Source organism: Lyngbya sp. PCC 8106, assembly GCF_000169095.1.
Lineage (GTDB): Bacteria > Cyanobacteriota > Cyanobacteriia > Cyanobacteriales > Microcoleaceae > Capilliphycus.
Map to the genome: position 1 here is coordinate 63,516 of NZ_AAVU01000016.1, position 15,284 is coordinate 78,799.

12 protein-coding genes are annotated in these 15,284 nt (G+C 41.5%); 6 read left to right on the forward strand and 6 right to left on the reverse strand.

The window, feature by feature from the left end; all coding sequences use genetic code 11:
- The first annotated feature begins 136 nt into the window (after positions 1 to 136).
- Positions 137 to 391 carry a SemiSWEET transporter gene (locus L8106_RS12660; RefSeq protein WP_009784704.1) on the forward strand — a complete coding sequence of 85 codons (255 nt, stop codon included), beginning with the start codon at positions 137 to 139 and terminating at the stop codon, positions 389 to 391.
- 60 nt (positions 392 to 451) lie between these two features.
- Here the strand turns inward: L8106_RS12660 and L8106_RS12665 are convergent, their stop codons facing one another.
- On the reverse strand, positions 452 to 1,723 hold the full coding sequence (locus L8106_RS12665) for an RNA-guided endonuclease TnpB family protein (protein ID WP_039896187.1): 1,272 nt from the start codon (positions 1,721 to 1,723) through the stop codon (positions 452 to 454).
- 401 nt (positions 1,724 to 2,124) lie between these two features.
- Here L8106_RS12665 and L8106_RS12670 point away from each other — a divergent pair, with 401 nt between their 5' ends.
- Both L8106_RS12670 and L8106_RS12675 read left to right on the forward strand, forming a co-directional pair.
- A complete protein-coding gene (locus L8106_RS12670) occupies positions 2,125 to 3,711 on the forward strand; it encodes a radical SAM protein (protein WP_009784706.1) in 1,587 nt (528 codons plus the stop codon).
- Positions 3,712 to 3,754: 43 nt separating this feature from the next.
- Positions 3,755 to 4,531, forward strand: coding sequence for a WecB/TagA/CpsF family glycosyltransferase (locus L8106_RS12675; protein WP_009784707.1), 777 nt, complete (start codon positions 3,755 to 3,757; stop codon positions 4,529 to 4,531).
- Positions 4,532 to 4,567: 36 nt separating this feature from the next.
- On the opposite strand, the gene L8106_RS12680 is transcribed toward L8106_RS12675, so the two are convergent.
- On the reverse strand, positions 4,568 to 5,740 hold the full coding sequence (locus L8106_RS12680) for an RNA-guided endonuclease TnpB family protein (RefSeq protein ID WP_009784708.1): 1,173 nt from the start codon (positions 5,738 to 5,740) through the stop codon (positions 4,568 to 4,570).
- Here L8106_RS12680 and tnpA point away from each other — a divergent pair.
- A complete protein-coding gene (gene tnpA / locus L8106_RS12685) occupies positions 5,739 to 6,140 on the forward strand; it encodes an IS200/IS605 family transposase (RefSeq protein ID WP_009784709.1) in 402 nt (133 codons plus the stop codon). The genes L8106_RS12680 and tnpA overlap by 2 nt on opposite strands.
- Positions 6,141 to 6,242: 102 nt before the next feature.
- Here the strand turns inward: tnpA and L8106_RS12690 are convergent, their stop codons facing one another.
- The 3 genes from L8106_RS12690 to L8106_RS12700 all read right to left on the reverse strand — a co-directional run bounded on the left by L8106_RS12690 (position 6,243) and on the right by L8106_RS12700 (position 10,635).
- Positions 6,243 to 7,745: a sugar transferase gene (locus tag L8106_RS12690; protein WP_156803659.1), complete on the reverse strand. Its 1,503-nt coding sequence runs from the start codon at positions 7,743 to 7,745 to the stop codon at positions 6,243 to 6,245.
- Positions 7,746 to 8,291: 546 nt separating this feature from the next.
- The gene (locus L8106_RS12695; protein ID WP_009784711.1) at positions 8,292 to 9,710 is read right to left on the reverse strand and encodes a GTP-binding protein; all 1,419 of its coding nucleotides are present in this window, start codon (positions 9,708 to 9,710) and stop codon (positions 8,292 to 8,294) included.
- A gap of 7 nt (positions 9,711 to 9,717) precedes the next feature.
- Positions 9,718 to 10,635 carry a TIGR01777 family oxidoreductase gene (locus tag L8106_RS12700; RefSeq protein ID WP_009784712.1) on the reverse strand — a complete coding sequence of 306 codons (918 nt, stop codon included), beginning with the start codon at positions 10,633 to 10,635 and terminating at the stop codon, positions 9,718 to 9,720.
- Between the two features lie 269 nt (positions 10,636 to 10,904).
- On the opposite strand from L8106_RS12700, the gene L8106_RS12705 reads away from it, so the two are divergent.
- The gene (locus L8106_RS12705; protein ID WP_009784713.1) at positions 10,905 to 12,548 is read left to right on the forward strand and encodes a DUF3352 domain-containing protein; all 1,644 of its coding nucleotides are present in this window, start codon (positions 10,905 to 10,907) and stop codon (positions 12,546 to 12,548) included.
- Positions 12,549 to 12,803: 255 nt separating this feature from the next.
- On the forward strand, positions 12,804 to 14,090 hold the full coding sequence (locus L8106_RS12710) for a WcaI family glycosyltransferase (RefSeq protein WP_009784714.1): 1,287 nt from the start codon (positions 12,804 to 12,806) through the stop codon (positions 14,088 to 14,090).
- Between the two features lie 384 nt (positions 14,091 to 14,474).
- Here L8106_RS12710 and L8106_RS12715 read toward each other — a convergent pair whose 3' ends face one another.
- Positions 14,475 to 15,077, reverse strand: coding sequence for a fasciclin domain-containing protein (locus L8106_RS12715; RefSeq protein WP_009784715.1), 603 nt, complete (start codon positions 15,075 to 15,077; stop codon positions 14,475 to 14,477).
- Positions 15,078 to 15,284 lie beyond the last annotated feature (207 nt).

A 15,284-nucleotide genomic window follows, 5' to 3' on the forward strand; every position in this document is an offset into this window, starting at 1 on the left:
TCTCAGTAAAGGTTTGAGAGTTTCTCAATTTCATCAATTTGTCAATACACCAGTGCGACCTGCTATATGTTAATATCTCCTCATCTTCCAACTCCTCAACTAGAATAAGAAAGGCTAAATTCAGGGTAGTGTAGGGATGACTTTAATTACAGCAATTGGACTGCTGGCAGGGACTTTAACCACAGTTTCTTTTTTACCGCAGGTGATTAAAACCTGGAAAACAAAATCAACTCGTGATGTTTCCCTAGAAATGTTTGTGCTTTTTTGTTCAGGTGTCTTTTTGTGGATTGTTTATGGGGCTTTAATTGGAGACTTACCCATCGTGGCGACGAATATTGTCACTCTCAGCTTGGCTTCAATGATTCTCTTTTTTAAGCTAAAATATCATTAAGATTGAATGTAACTTTTTTCAACTTTGTAAGCAGGACTTCTAAAGTGACATCCTCCCCTCCTAACTGCGAAGCGCAGTATAGAAGGGGCTTCCCAACTTCGCAATTGAGAGTTGCTGCCTCACAGGACTTGCATCCAAGTATCCTCCGCAGCCAGCAAACGCTAGTCCAAGCGTCTGTTTTACCCGATTCAAAATGTTAATTCCAGAGTTCCAATCTCGGTCGATAACTAACTTGCAGTGAGGGCAATTATGAACTCTATCCTTAAGTGTCTTCTCAACCCTTGCACCACAACCAGAACACTCGATACTCGTGCCTCTAGGGTCATCTCCAATTGCCCACTTACCGCGTTTTACCGCCACTGCTTGCAGGATATTCAGGAAACTCCCCCAGGCTGCATCCAATATCGACTTAGCCAATCGGGTTCTTGCCAAGCCCTTAATGTTCAAGTTCTCAAACGCTATCAAGTCGTAATGCTCACACAGCCAGTGAACGACTTGATAATGAAACTCTTTTCTCTGTCTGGCAACGTGCAAGTGAAGACGAGCAACTTTATTAGATTGTCGTTGGTAGTTTTTAGAGCCTTTCTCCATCCGTGCCAATTGTCGTTGTTGACGAGCTAACTGTTGTTGAGACTTCCGGTAAAATTGGGGAATCTTTACAGCTTGTCCGTCAGATGTCGCTAAAAACTTCTCTAAACCAACATCTATGCCAACAGCACTTTTAACTTCATCTACTGGCAACGGCTCAGGAATCGTGTCGTCTTCCAGGGAAAAACTTGCATACCATCCATCAGCTTTTTTGACTAAGGTAACTTGCTTAATTGCAAAACCGTCAGGGATTGGGCGATGCAAGATAACTTTAATTTCGCCAATCTTTGATAGTTTCAAGATGTTCCCTATCAGATGTGCGCCTGCTTTTGGGCAGTTCACTCTAGGAAAAGTAAACGAGCAGATGTCACCCCGCTTCTTAAAACGTGGGCGACCTCCTCGCTTACCATTCTTATCGGGAATTAACCAACGCTTACTCGCTTTGTCCAATCTCATCAAGTTCTGCTGCTGGCAGTCGGCATAGATGTTTTTGTATTCAGGAAATAGCTCTTTAGTTTGTTTTAACTCTGATGCTTGTGAGTAATAATCAACTTTTTCAGGGATATCACCTATCGGTTCAGAAACAATACTGCATCGGTCAAACTGGCATCGAGTACGGCGTAGACAATCGAGCCTCTGACCGAGTGCGTAATTATAGTGCCGACGCAGCAACTCGCCCCAGGTTTCCATTGTGGACTCCTGGTCGGAAGTTGGCTTGAGACGGTACTGATAGGTGATTATCATGATAATATTGTATCGCAATTAGCAACACAATGCAAGATCATGAAACACCTAGCAGTAAGGATTCCTGAGCAAGTAGCTCAAGATACTCAAGGCTTTCTGCGAGCAGGAAGACAGAACACAATCAGAAGTATTAAGAGCATACATTCGTAGTCTCAAAAAGAAGGTTAAATGTAAAAACGCAAATTAATTGGAAATCTCCGTCCCTCCGATTTCCCGCCTATCCCCATACCACCAAACCCTACCGGGCTATGGTGGCAGTACCCCGGCGAAAGTCTGATGGATTAGAAGTCTATTTTGGTTTTCAAGAATTGCGACTTATCTTTATTGAATTTTAACTTAGCCTAGTGAATATTTCTGTCTTCGACTCCGAACGTCTTTTGTTTACTCCGGCGACACCGGATATGAACGCTATTCCGATTATTTTTGCGTTTCCAAACGAGTATACTGTCGGAATTACCAGTTTAGGTTATCAAATTGTTTGGGCGACTTTGGCTTTACGTTCCGATGTACAAGTTAGTCGGCTATTTACAGATATTCACGAACCTCTACCCACCCAACCCGAATTACTCGGATTTTCCGTATCTTGGGAACTCGATTATATCAATATTTTAGAACGCTTAGAATTTCTCAATATTCCGATTCGTTCAGTGAACCGAGACAATTCTCATCCGTTAGTATTTGGAGGGGGGCCTGTTTTAACCGCTAATCCTGAACCTTTTGCAGACTTTTTTGATCTCGTTTTACTCGGAGACGGAGAAGACTTATTACCCAATTTAATCACCGCTTATCAACAAGTAAGAACCGCAAGCCGGGAAATCAAATTACGACATCTGGCTCAAGTTCCAGGTGTTTATGTTCCTAGTTTATATCAAGTCATTTATGAAAGTCAAGACGGTAAAATAAAATCGATTGAACCGATAACAGCAGACATTCCGAAAATCGTTCAAAAACAAACCTATCGCGGAAATACCTTATCGGCTTCTACTGTGGTGACGGAAAAAGCCGCCTGGGAAAATATTTTCATGGTTGAAGTGGTTCGCAGTTGTCCAGAAATGTGCCGCTTTTGTTTAGCGAGTTATCTCACCTTACCGTTTAGAACAGCTAGCTTAGAAACCTCACTCATTCCGGCGATTGAACAGGGTTTAACCGTTACAAAAAGGATTGGTTTGTTGGGGGCTTCTGTAACTCAACATCCCGAATTCAACGAGTTATTAGACTATTTGAGTCAACCGAAATATGATGATGTTAGGCTAAGTATTGCTTCAGTTAGAACGAATACTGTTACTGTTCAACTGGCAGAAACTCTAGCCAAACGAGATACAAAAAGTTTGACCATTGCCATAGAAAGTGGCAGCGAAAATCTGCGTAAAATTATCAACAAAAAGCTAGAAAACGAAGAAATTATTCAAGCCGTTGTCAATGCCAAAGCCGGAGGATTAAAAGCCTTAAAACTCTATGGAATGGTTGGGATACCTGGTGAATATCCTGAAGATGTAGAAGCAACTCTGGCTTTGATGAAACAACTCAAAAAAGCCGCCCCCGGTTTAAAATTAACCCTCGGTTGTAGTACCTTTGTCCCAAAATCTCACACTCCCTTTCAATGGTTTGGGGTGAACCCAGAAGCCGAAAAAAGGCTGAAATATCTTGAAAAAAATCTCCGTAAAAATGGAATAGAGTTTCGTCCAGAAAGCTATAAATGGTCAGTCATTCAAGCTTTAATCTCAAGAGGCGATCGCCGAGTCTCTCATCTGCTAGAATTAGTCAGAGGCTATGGTGAGTCTTTGGGAAGTTATCGACGGGCTTTTAAAGAGTTGCGAGGACAATTACCCGAACTCGATTATTATGTTTATGAAAACTGGCATCTTGATGATATTCTCCCGTGGCATCATCTACAAGGGCCACTTCCTGAAGCCACACTGAAAAAGCATTTAGCAGATGCAAATTCTCAGATCAAAAACCCATTGAATTGTACCCCAACCGCAGTATAATAAAGTTAGCCGAATTCCTGGCTAAATTCATCGGTGAATTCTAATGCTTGATTTAGGGAAATATAACCTTTTAGGGGTCAAAGTCAGCGCCATTGACTATGAAAGTGCAGTCAATCAAGTGATGAATGGGGCTAAAAATCATCAATCCCTGATTGTCGCCGCCCAACCTGTTCACGGGATTATGACGGCAGTTTTAGACAAAGCTTATCGCTATCGTCTGAACCGTTTTGATTTAGTTTGTCCAGATGGTCAACCTGTACGTTGGGCTTTGAATTTACTCTACAAAACTAATCTCAAAGACCGAGTTTATGGCCCCAATTTAACCTTATATATTTGTGAACAAGCCACTCAACAAGGGGCTAATATTTTTCTTTATGGTTCAACTCCCCAAGTGTTGGAAAAATTAGAGTTTAATCTTAAACATAAATTTCCAAATCTTAAAATTTGCGGTGCTATTTCTCCGCCTTATCGCCCTTTAACAATAGAAGAAGATGCTGCTTTTATCAAACAAATTCAAACCTCTGAAACTGACATTTTATTAGTGGGTTTAGGCTGTCCTCGTCAAGAAACTTGGGCGTTTGAACATCGAGATTTACTCAATTGTCCGATTCTTTGCGTTGGGGCGGCGTTTGATTTTCATGCAGGTAATATTCCTCAAGCCCCCGGTTGGATGCAACGAGGAGGCTTAGAGTGGGCATTTCGACTCTGGCAAGAACCGAAACGATTGTGGAAACGATATATTTTTCTCAATCCGTTGTATTTGATTCTATTATTTCTACAATTTATTCGGGTACTTCCGGTGGAAAAATGGTCACATTGACACACTCCCCCGGATAAATCGCGGGGGATTCTGGAGTCAAACAACAGAAGCAGGCAAACCCTGTCTCACACTGTCTAATCCAAGAGTCGATGCCCCGACTCTTTTAATGTTTAGAGAAGCATTTTCGTCACGTCCATTAACATTTGAACAGGACGGACAACGCCATTCTCTGGTATTTAATTCCAGTTTTTCTAGAACGTGACCGCAGTGAAAGCAGGTCTTACTAGAGGGAAACCATTGGTCAATAAAGACCAGTTGTTTCCCTTTTTTCGTAGCAACCCATTCGAGTATTTCAATGAACTCTGCAAAAGCCAAGTCACCGATTTTTCTACCCCAAAGCTTCTGCATTCCTTTGAGGTTTAAAGTCTCAAAACAGAGAACATCAAATTGTTCTGTTAATTGATGAGCAAGCTTCCAGAACCAATCTCGTCTGCGGTTCACAACTTTTCCGTGCTGGCGAACAAAATGTTTCCTAGCCTTCTCCCAGTTCTTTGAACCTTTACGTTTTTTGGACAAGCTTCTAGACGCTTTCTTGACCTCACTGATAGCCTGTTTCAGGAATTGCGGGGATTGTACTAAAAAGCCCTCGGAACAAGTCAAAAACGTTTTTAGTCCGAAGTCAAATCCAGCGATTTTACCCGTCTCGGACTTGATTTCAGGAGTGCTGTTATTGTCAACGACAACGCAGAAAAATAACTCGCCCAAAGGATTTCTCTTAACCGTCACCGTTTTAATTTTCCCTTCAATAAGTCGAGAGTTCCAGAATTGATAAACTCTACTGCCTATCTTGACTCTGTTCCCGCCTACGAACTTGTATCCCGCCTGCTTTAAAGTGAAAGATTTATACTTTTTCACTTTCTTGAAATTGGGCGGTCTAAATCCTTTTTTGTTGTGTTTAAAAAATAATTGGTAGGCTCTGTCAATTCGTTCGCATATATTTTGAACGGCTTGAGAACCTACCAATTGCCAGAACTTATTTCTATTTCTGAGTTTTGCAATGTGAGACTGAAGTTTAGCCTTTTTCACACACTTCCCAAACATCCGATAGTACCGCTTGTGCAAAGCGATACAGTGATTGTAAATCATGCCAGCAGCATTAATGGTCTGGTGGAGTGATTTGTTTCGTTTGTGTCGGTAGAGTTTAAACTTCAGTGTCTTCATAGTTTGATATAGTACCATAAACTGTAGACTATTGCAATCTATCGACATGAAACCAACATACAGACATTTTAACCATGCTATCGGAAACGCTACTGTACACCTCGTATGGATTCCTTGTCGTCGGAAAAGGTTGTTCTATCAAAACGAAACTTTAAAGCTAAGGTGTATAGAGGTTTTTCAGTCTGTAGCTAACGACAAAAAGTGGATTATTAAGGCAATAGAAGTTGCCTCAGATCATGTTCATCTTCTCGTGGAGTATGACCCACACCATTCAATCGCTCAAGTCGTTAAAGCGTTTAAAAGCAGAACATCTCGGCTCCTTAGAGAAGAGTTTCCAGAACTGTTAAAGCTTCCAAGTCTATGGACGCATTCTTATATGTTTGATACCACAGGAAAGATCAGCAGCAAAAGAATACTTGATTACATTAATGATCCACATCACGACTAATATTTTACTGCCAAATAAAATGGGCTGCCCTCGCTTGTATCCCCCGGTTAAAACACGGGGGCTTTACGCATCGCCACCGTAAATGAATGAATGAGTGATGTGTTAATAAGCTCCTTTGCGATTCAAAACAACATGAACCGTTTTCCATAAAATCTGAAAATCAAGCAACAGTGACCAGTTATTAATATACATCACATCCAGACGAAAAGCATTCTCGAAATCAATAATATCTGAACGTCCAGAAACCTGCCACAAACCCGTAATTCCCGGTAAAACATTTTGTCGTGCAAAGTGATGAGGCGCGAATCCCTCAACATCTCGTAAAGGCAGAGGACGCGGCCCAACCAAACTCATTTGACCCCTGAGAACATTAATTAATTGCGGCAGTTCATCTAAACTATATTTACGCAAAACCTTCCCAACTTTTGTAATCCGAGGGTCATCTTTCATTTTAAAGAGAACACCACCTTTGATTTCGTTGTTTGCTTCTAGTTCTTTCATCAGTTGGTCAGCGTTAATCACCATTGTTCTAAATTTCCACACCTTAAAATGCCGCCCTCGCAAACCCAAACGAGTTTGTTTGTAGAAAATCGGCCCTGGTGAGTCTAATTTAATTAAAACTGCAATTAATAGCAAAACAGGACTAGCAAATAATAAAAGCAATACCGCAACTGTTAAATCAAATCCTCGTTTTAACCAAAAATCAGTTCCCATAATTGCAGGTGTTGAAAACCGAATGGTTGGCATTCGACCAATCATTTCAATTTGAGGGGATTGATAAGGAAGTTCTAAACCAACTGGTAATACTCGTAAGTTAATTCCTGCGGTTTTTAAACTCCAATAAAAGGACATTGGATTCGGAATAGATTGCCAAGAACAAACAAATACTTCTCCTACATCTTGTTGTTGAATATCTTCTAGAATTTTTAGCCAATTTTTTTGTCCTTCAATCGTCGATAAATCTATTTGACCTACAACTTGAAATTCTCGATTACTAATTAGTTTGAGTGATATTTTCGCGGCTAAAGTATCCCGAGGCGTTCCAATCAGAAAAATATTGCGCGTTAATATTCCTTTGCTGCGAACGGTAATGACAGCTAACTCTAATAAAAAACGACCAAACAAGACAAAAACAATGGTAAAAATCCAGGCTAGTATAAACAGAGAGCGAGACAAAAATATACCGGGTCTATAGAGAAAAGCTAGCACAATTAAGATCACTTGTGCCAAGGTTAAACAGCTTACTAAACGCAAAAAACGACGACGACTATCACGGCGACTATAAAGACCTGCTGCGGCGATAATACCAATGGTAATCGCTAAAATCGGGAATAAAAAACCCGGTTGTTCTGGTGAACTTCCGATGAGGTCAAAAGACTCAACACTTTGAAAATGTTTTGTGTTAATAACAATCCATTTAGAGCTTAACCATCCGAGGGAAATTAACAGAGAATCGCAAAGGAAAAGAATGAGATTTCGGACTAAAGCAATCGCGGCTCCTTTGTCGAGATGAAGTAAAATACTAGGAGCGCGTTGGTCGTTAAATTGAGCGTTGTCAATTTGGGGTTCATGTTTTTTTTCAGGGTTCGGCACATTCTTGAGCATGGTTTGATTACTCTGGTTTGAAAATAACATTAGTGAGAACAATGACTCTATTGACTATCAATAGAGTTTGATTTTATTTCTAATCAGAATTTAGATCCTAGATGAGATAATTTGTGATCAAAAATGCGACCCTGATTACTTAATATACAAATACAATTAACCCAGTTGGGCTTCAATTGCAATCAACTCTAACAAACTTGAGTGGAGTAGAATTGTAAAATCAACAACTTTTCCATTATTGATGATACAATATAGAGGAAATTAGAGTACAAACAAGTGACTCTCGTGATTGACCTGTTAAGTTGAAATGGTTTTCAGTTTGAGAGTAAAGCTCGTTAAATCGTGAAGTCAATATGATGAATCCCTTGTCTCCTCAATACATCAGCCTATCTGAAATTAGGGATAGTGCTGGTCTTCTCATTCTGGGCTGTGATCACAACTCTATCATATCAAATCCGGGTTAATTTTCCTACCTTTTCTAAGATCATTTAATCAGTGATTCGGGAGCAATCACTTTCCCTTCTTGTGTTTAAAATATAAATAAGTTTAAGGTTTTGTAAATTCTTGTCGCAATCGATAAACAATTGTATCACGATCCACTTGATGAATAATCTCTTGAATCACCGTATCAATCCCCGATTCTCCCCAAGTACAGCCTTGTTCAAGATAAACCTGAGCCGCCCGACCCACTGTATATGTTCCATAAGCCGAGATAGAAGCTTGAGTCAAAGCAACACCCGCATAAGTCGAAATATCAGTTGCTAATCCGGCGGCACTTTTACCTAATCCTAATATTGCCCCACTTCCCCACTCAGCGAGAATCATCCCACCCGCACTCAACAAAATCGTTCGTAAAAGCTGACTCGCCTCATAATTGGTAATCGGTAAACCATACAAACGAGCCAGAGAACGAATCAAAATCAAATCACTAATTGTTGTCGCCAACACATCAATAATAGCAATCGGATTAATTGCGATCGCGATCGCTTTATACTTAGTAAACTGCCAAATTAACGCCTCAGCTTCCGTTTGCTGAAGTTTAATCGTTTGATGAGCAATTTGTTTTTCCGCCTCTCGCGCTTGTACCAACGCATTCAACGCCAAAAGAGAGCGTCCTTCAAGATGAAGAATATTAACAATCGCACTTTTCAACTCGTCGATTTGAGGCGGTGGAGACTCCCATTCTGAAGTCACCCGACCATCAGGCCATTCAACCCGAACTTGAACTGTAGCAGGTTCTGCTGCAACTCGCACCACTTCCAACAGAGAGGAGTCAGTTTTCGCAGTTTCTCCAACTTTCAAGGGTTCGGTTGGTGCATCCCAGTTTAGATCGTCAAAATCAAAATTCAGTGCATCAGGAGTCGTTAACCGTTGTAAATTGAAGTAAATCGCCTGTTGTTCGGTATCAGTGTAGAGGTCAACCTTATTAAAAACAACAATTAAAGGTTTTGTTGATCTTCGCAACTCACACAGCCCTTCGTACTCCGTGCGAGTCAAATCACCCGACACCACAAACAAAATCAAATCCGCCTGACGAGTCACCTCACGGGCCATTTCACCTCGAACCTGACCCCCCACCTCATCGAGTCCCGGCGTATCAATCAACTCCACCGGAATACTGTCTTGTTGGTGATCATAGCGAGAAGGAACCGTCCAACGTACCGAACGAGGCCATTGCGTGACTCCATTTAAAGGCCCCGTTTGCAAAATATGTTCTCCCAACAGGGCATTCAATACCGCTGACTTTCCCCGACTCACCAAACCAAAAACCGCAATTCGGATCAAACCCTGATCCAGTTTATCTAAACTCTCCGCGAGAATATCCAACTGGGTTTTGAGAGTGGCTTGTAATTCTGGGGGGTTTTGTCGTTGGCGTCGTTTGTGAGAATACCGAATCATCGCCTGTCGGAGACTGCGACGAGCGCGATCAAAATCCCAAGATTCAACAGAGTCAGAGGAAGTCATAAGATTATCAGACAATATCTTCTAGGGCAGGCTTAACAGTAGGATATTGATAGTCAAAATTGTAGGATACCGTGCGTTTGGGGATGACTTGCTGACCTTCGAGAACCAACTTCGCCGAATCTCCCAACAGGGTTTCTAGAGCAAAATCGGGGACAGGGAGCCAAGAAGGGCGGTGTAAAACTTCTCCCAAGGTATTACACAATTGTTCCATCCGAACGGGGTTAGGCGCGGTACCGTTAACCACTCCTTCAACTTCTGGATGCGTCAGCGCAAAGATGATTAAACTCACTAAATCATCTCGATGAATCCAAGAAAACCACTGTTTCCCTGAACCCAAAGGCCCACCCGCAAACAGTTTAAACGGCGTTAGCATTTTTGCCAAAGCCCCTCCCATTCCTAAGACAATTCCAGTACGAACAATCACCAGACGAGTCCCGCTTTCTTTTACCTTTTGGGCGGCAGATTCCCAAGCTTGACAGACTTGAGCGAGAAAATCATCCCCAGGTGGACTGGTTTCATCAAATATCGCCGTATTGCTAGTACCGTAATAACCGACTGCTGAAGAATTGACCAAAACCGACGGTTTAGAATCAGCCTGTTCAATGGCTTCGACGAGTTTTGCGGTGCCTGTGGCGCGACTATGAATAATTTCTTGTTTGCGTTGAGGAGTCCAGCGTCCCTCTGCAATAGAAGCCCCTGCTAAATTAACCACACCCTGACACCCTGAAATCGCCTGTTGCCAAGATCCTGATTCTGTTGGAGTATAGCCGACAATTTCTAACTGGGGATAGGCAGAATTGGGAAAAATACGCTTGGCCCGTTCGGGGTTGCGAGTTAGCACCAACACCTGATGTCCTTCTTTGTGAAGCCGCTCAACCAAGCGAGTCCCGACAAATCCTGTTGCTCCGGTAATTGCTACTTTCATCAATTTATAACTACTGAGTGACTCAGTTCAGACTCGATATGCGATCAATCTCAACTTGTTTTTGATTATACCGAGCGACAAGACAACTCTCTGCTGTGTTGTCAATTTATCCCCACTCATACACAATGAACTGATGTGGGGTTTGGGGAGATGGGAAGTGGGAAATTGGGAGATGTGAGATCTTGCCTTTTAACCTCACGACTTCTGACTATTTTGGGAACTCTTAAGATAAATAGAGACTGCGAACTGAAAACGGTGAACTTGAAAAAATGCCACTGAAGAAACTTAACTTGCTGGTTGGAGCTACAACAGTCATTTGTGTGGGCGCTTTAACAAGTCTACTTTATCTAAAAACAGCTAAAGTACGAGCCTATAGTGTAACCGAAAGTGCCAAGCTTGTACCCCAGGATGCTCGCATGGCAACTTTTATCTCGTCTACTCCCGAAGCAATGACTCACCTCAAGCAGTTTGGTACGCCAGAGGCGCGAACTTGGATCACTCAAAATTTAACGACTTTTAAACAAAAAAGCTTGGCGGATACTAGCCTCAATTTTGAGCGGGATCTTCAGTCTTGGATCGGGGGAGTGATGGTTGCTCTTTTACCGAATGAAGATGGACAAGAACCGGAAGATTTTGATGTGTTGATGGTTGTGGGAATCAAAAACCCGATCAAAGCTTGGCATTTTGCTCGTCAGTTTAATGATCAAGCCAATCTTCAACGTCAGCAACGAGACTATAAAGGTGTCGAAATTGTTGAGTATACAGAGTCAGAAGGCAGACGTTACAATGTTGCCGTACTCAACAGTCATATTATCGTTGCTGCCGATCCGAACGCAATTGAACGAGCAATTGATACGGCTCTGGGTGAAGCCTCTTTAGCGAGTTTAACAGGAACAAACCAGGCTTTTCTCAATAGTGTTGATGTTCCTAATCCCATTGCCACTCTCTATATTGCAGAATATCCTACTTTTATTCAACAAATCACGGCTGATGTTTCCCCGTCTTCTCAGTTATCGATGCAGGTTTTATCCCACATCAAGCCTGTTAAGTCTGTAGTTCTCGGTATTGGAGTCGATCAACTGGGAATTCGTCTCAAAGCCATGACTCTACTCAATGATCGCGCTATTCGTCAATCTCAACAACCTCACCTCGATCCGATCGTGACTCGCTTTCCCGCAAATACGATTGGATTAATTCAAACTCAAGGGATTAAGGAAATTTGGTCAGAAATTCTCACGTTAGCTGAAGACAATTCTGATCTCAATCGTGTCGTTAGACAAGTTAAACGGGGCTTGAATGCGATTAATTTAGATGCGGATCAAGATGTATTTGGCTGGATGGATGGTGAATTTGCTTTGGGGTTGATCGCCAACGATGAAGGAGTGCTGGCTCCTTTGGGCTTGGGCGGGGTGTTGATGCTAGAAACGAGCGATCGCCCTGCGGCCGAAAGAATGCTCGCTCAACTTGATACAGTTGTCTCTGGGAGTAATCCTCCGGTGAATATTGAACAACGTGCGATCGCTGGAGTCGAAGTGACTGAATGGAAAGATCCCCAACAAGGGACTTTATTTGGACATGGTTGGCTGCAATCAAATTTAGTGTTTATTGCCTTTGGAGGGCCTGTTGTCGAAGCGATCACCAGTGAACCCCAACTCCCGATCACGGCCAATCCTCGCTATCAGAACGTGACGGAATTATTACCCCAAGCTAATCACAGCTATGTTTATCTTGATGTTGAGGAGCTAGTGACTTGGGCGACTGGTTATCTGATTGCGGCTCCGGCGATCGCTGTTCAACCGAATGCTTTGGCATTGATTAACTCGGTTCAGGGCTTAGGAATTAGTGCAACTCGCCTCGATCAAGAAACTGCTAGAGTAGAAATGATTTTAACACTCAAACCAAAAAGAAACTAAAAAGTGAAAGAGTAATCCGGGGAACTGGGTAAGATGTTATGTAGCGATCGCAAATATTAACTGACTGCCAGATTCAGGGGCATTGCGGTGACTGATCTGACTATTGGCTCACCCACTCACTTTTTTGAGTCTCCATTCGGGTTCAGCATCTAGGGAGAGTCAAAGCGAAATATTTGGAAACACAACGATTTTAGGCAAAGGGAGTTTTGACTCAGCTAAACTCTGACAATCTACATTTAACTATTGCAGAAGACCATGCGTATTTTAATCTACTCCTATAACTACCATCCGGAACCCATTGGCATCGCCCCTTTAATGACTGAGTTAGCTGAAGGTCTTGTCAAGCAAGGTCACGAAGTCCGAGTTGTTACCGGAATGCCCAACTATCCCCAACGCCGCATTTATGACGAATATCAAGGTAAATTTTATCTAACTGAAGAAAGAAATGGAGTCACCATTCAACGCAGTTATATTTTTGTTCGTGGCCCTGAACCGGGTGTGCTTGATCGAATTTTGTTGGATGGAAGTTTTATTTTTACCAGTTTATTTCAAGCGATTAATGGTTGGCGACCGGATGTTATTTTTGCCACAGAACCCCCTTTATTAGTTTGTGTTCCGGTTGCTCTTTATGCTTGGGTGAACCGCTGTCCGTTTGTGTTAAATATTCAAGATATTGTCTCGGAAGCGGCTGTGCGCGTCAACCTGCTGAAAAAAGGAGGGCCGTTAGTAGCGATTGCTGAAATGTTAGAAAAGTTTGCTTATTGGCGAGCTGATAAATTGAGTGTCATTGCAACAGGATTTATTGAAGCTTTAGAACAAAAAGGTGTACCCTCGAAAAAGATTAGTTATATTCCGAATTGGGTTGATACCGATTTTATTCGACCACTACCCAAAGAAAATAATCCCTTCCGAAAAGAGCATCAACTTGAAGATAAATTTGTGATTTTGTATTCAGGAAATATTGCTCTAACTCAAGGTTTAGAAACGGTTATTCAAGCCGCAGCTAAATTAAAACATATTCCTGAAATTACCTTTGTGATTGTCGGAGAAGAAAGAGCTTTGGGTCATTTACAAGAATATTGCAATACCTGTGATGCAACCAATGTCTGTTTGTTACCCTTTCAACCCCGCGAAAAACTACCAGAAATGCTCTCGGCAGCTAATATCGGTTTAGTCGTTCAAAAAAGTCATGTTACCGTTTTTAATCTGCCTTCAAAAATCCCTGTTTTGTTAGCGAGTGGATGTGCAGTAGTCGGTTCTGTTCCTGATACTGGAACGGCGAAAGAAGCTATTGTTAAAAGTGGGGCGGGTGTGGTTGTCCCTCCAGAAGATGCAGAGGCTCTTGCTGATAGTATTTTAGCACTTTATCACGATCCAGAACAAGTGAAAAGGTTAGGTGAACGAGGTCGCAAATATGCTGAAGAATTCTTTTCTTTTGAGCAAGCCTTAAAACAGTACGAAACCTTATTTTCTCAGGTTGTTCCGACCGAAAAAGTTTCCTTATTCAAACCGATTGTCAAGTCCAATTCCGACATTCATTAATTGAGAATAAGATAGAAGTCAGAAGAATTATGAATTATAAATTATGAATTGCAAGTGAATTCGGGGAGGAAAATATTTTTGAAATCCTTCAGTTATTCCTCTGCTTATAATTCATAATTCAACATTATTCATCACTCAAAGCAGTGATTAAGCTGAGTTAAAAACTTGGGTTGGAAGTGAATCAACTCCCATTGCTAAAGAGTTTAATCGTTCAGTTAATATCAACGAAGTTTATGCTGTTTTGAGTAAGTATGTTTTAAATTAAAAGCTGCTTTTGAAAATCCTCAAAATCAACAGCTATTCTTGCTAAAAATAAGAGATAATAAAGTGGGTAGCTAATTAAAACTACCCTTTAATTGATTGTTAAGTTTGGGTTCAGAAAGACTATCTTGCCGCTGTTAACTCTTGTAACTGAGCCGCAGAAATATCAGGCGGTAAAATTACTGCATCAATGGCATGAACGACACCATTACTCGCTCGAAGATCAGCTTCGATGACTTCAGCACCTTCAACTACAACCATACCATTAGCAACGTCAATATTCACTCCACTGCCTTCAGCCGTTTCAAAAAATCCAGAACTAATTTCACTAGAGTCGGCTGCACCTAAAACAACGTGATAGAGTAGAATTCGACGCAATGTTTCTTGATTTTCAGGTTGTAGGAGTGCTTCTAATGTTCTTGGAGGTAAAGCTGCAAAAGCCTCATCTGTGGGTGCAAATACTGTATAATCACCCGTATTTTTTAATGTATCTGCTAAACCTGCGGCTTCTACGGCTTTCTCAAGAGTATTAAAAGATGCACTCTCCGAAAGTTCGCCAACAATGCTTTGTTTAGAAGACATTTCTTGGCTCATCGAGCTACTGCCCCTATATTCATTCGCAACGGCTCTATTAAGATTACCAACAGCAGAGACGGTTACTAAACCGCTTAAGCTAACAATAGTTGCGAGTAAAACTTTAGGTAATTGGGTATTTAAAGATTTCATAATTGTTGTGAGTTACATTTCTTTACATCTCTAATTTAGATCCTAACGGCTTGGTTTGCTATCCTTCGGATGAAAGAGATTAAAAATTTAACGGTTCTAAATTTTTGAGAATTGAGTTCACAATATTTGTAAAATCTCTACCAAAAGAGTGATTGCAAGTTCAGAGAAATTTTTTAAGTAAATCTCTCAATACAGAGTAACTGAATC

Excerpts from the sequence above, each read along its gene's own strand:
- L8106_RS12680 (WP_009784708.1), bottom strand. The coding sequence starts at position 5,740 with ATGTCGATAGATTGCAATAGTCTACAGTTTATGGTACTATATCAAACT.
- tnpA (WP_009784709.1), top strand. The coding sequence starts at position 5,739 with ATGAAACCAACATACAGACATTTTAACCATGCTATCGGAAACGCTACT.
- L8106_RS12700 (WP_009784712.1), bottom strand. The coding sequence starts at position 10,635 with ATGAAAGTAGCAATTACCGGAGCAACAGGATTTGTCGGGACTCGCTTG.
- L8106_RS12710 (WP_009784714.1), top strand. The coding sequence starts at position 12,804 with ATGCGTATTTTAATCTACTCCTATAACTACCATCCGGAACCCATTGGC.
- L8106_RS12695 (WP_009784711.1), bottom strand. The coding sequence starts at position 9,710 with ATGACTTCCTCTGACTCTGTTGAATCTTGGGATTTTGATCGCGCTCGT.
- L8106_RS12705 (WP_009784713.1), top strand. The coding sequence starts at position 10,905 with ATGCCACTGAAGAAACTTAACTTGCTGGTTGGAGCTACAACAGTCATT.
- L8106_RS12670 (WP_009784706.1), top strand. The coding sequence starts at position 2,125 with ATGAACGCTATTCCGATTATTTTTGCGTTTCCAAACGAGTATACTGTC.
- L8106_RS12660 (WP_009784704.1), top strand. The coding sequence starts at position 137 with ATGACTTTAATTACAGCAATTGGACTGCTGGCAGGGACTTTAACCACA.
- L8106_RS12715 (WP_009784715.1), bottom strand. The coding sequence starts at position 15,077 with ATGAAATCTTTAAATACCCAATTACCTAAAGTTTTACTCGCAACTATT.
- L8106_RS12675 (WP_009784707.1), top strand. The coding sequence starts at position 3,755 with ATGCTTGATTTAGGGAAATATAACCTTTTAGGGGTCAAAGTCAGCGCC.
- L8106_RS12690 (WP_156803659.1), bottom strand. The coding sequence starts at position 7,745 with ATGCTCAAGAATGTGCCGAACCCTGAAAAAAAACATGAACCCCAAATT.
- L8106_RS12665 (WP_039896187.1), bottom strand. The coding sequence starts at position 1,723 with ATGATAATCACCTATCAGTACCGTCTCAAGCCAACTTCCGACCAGGAG.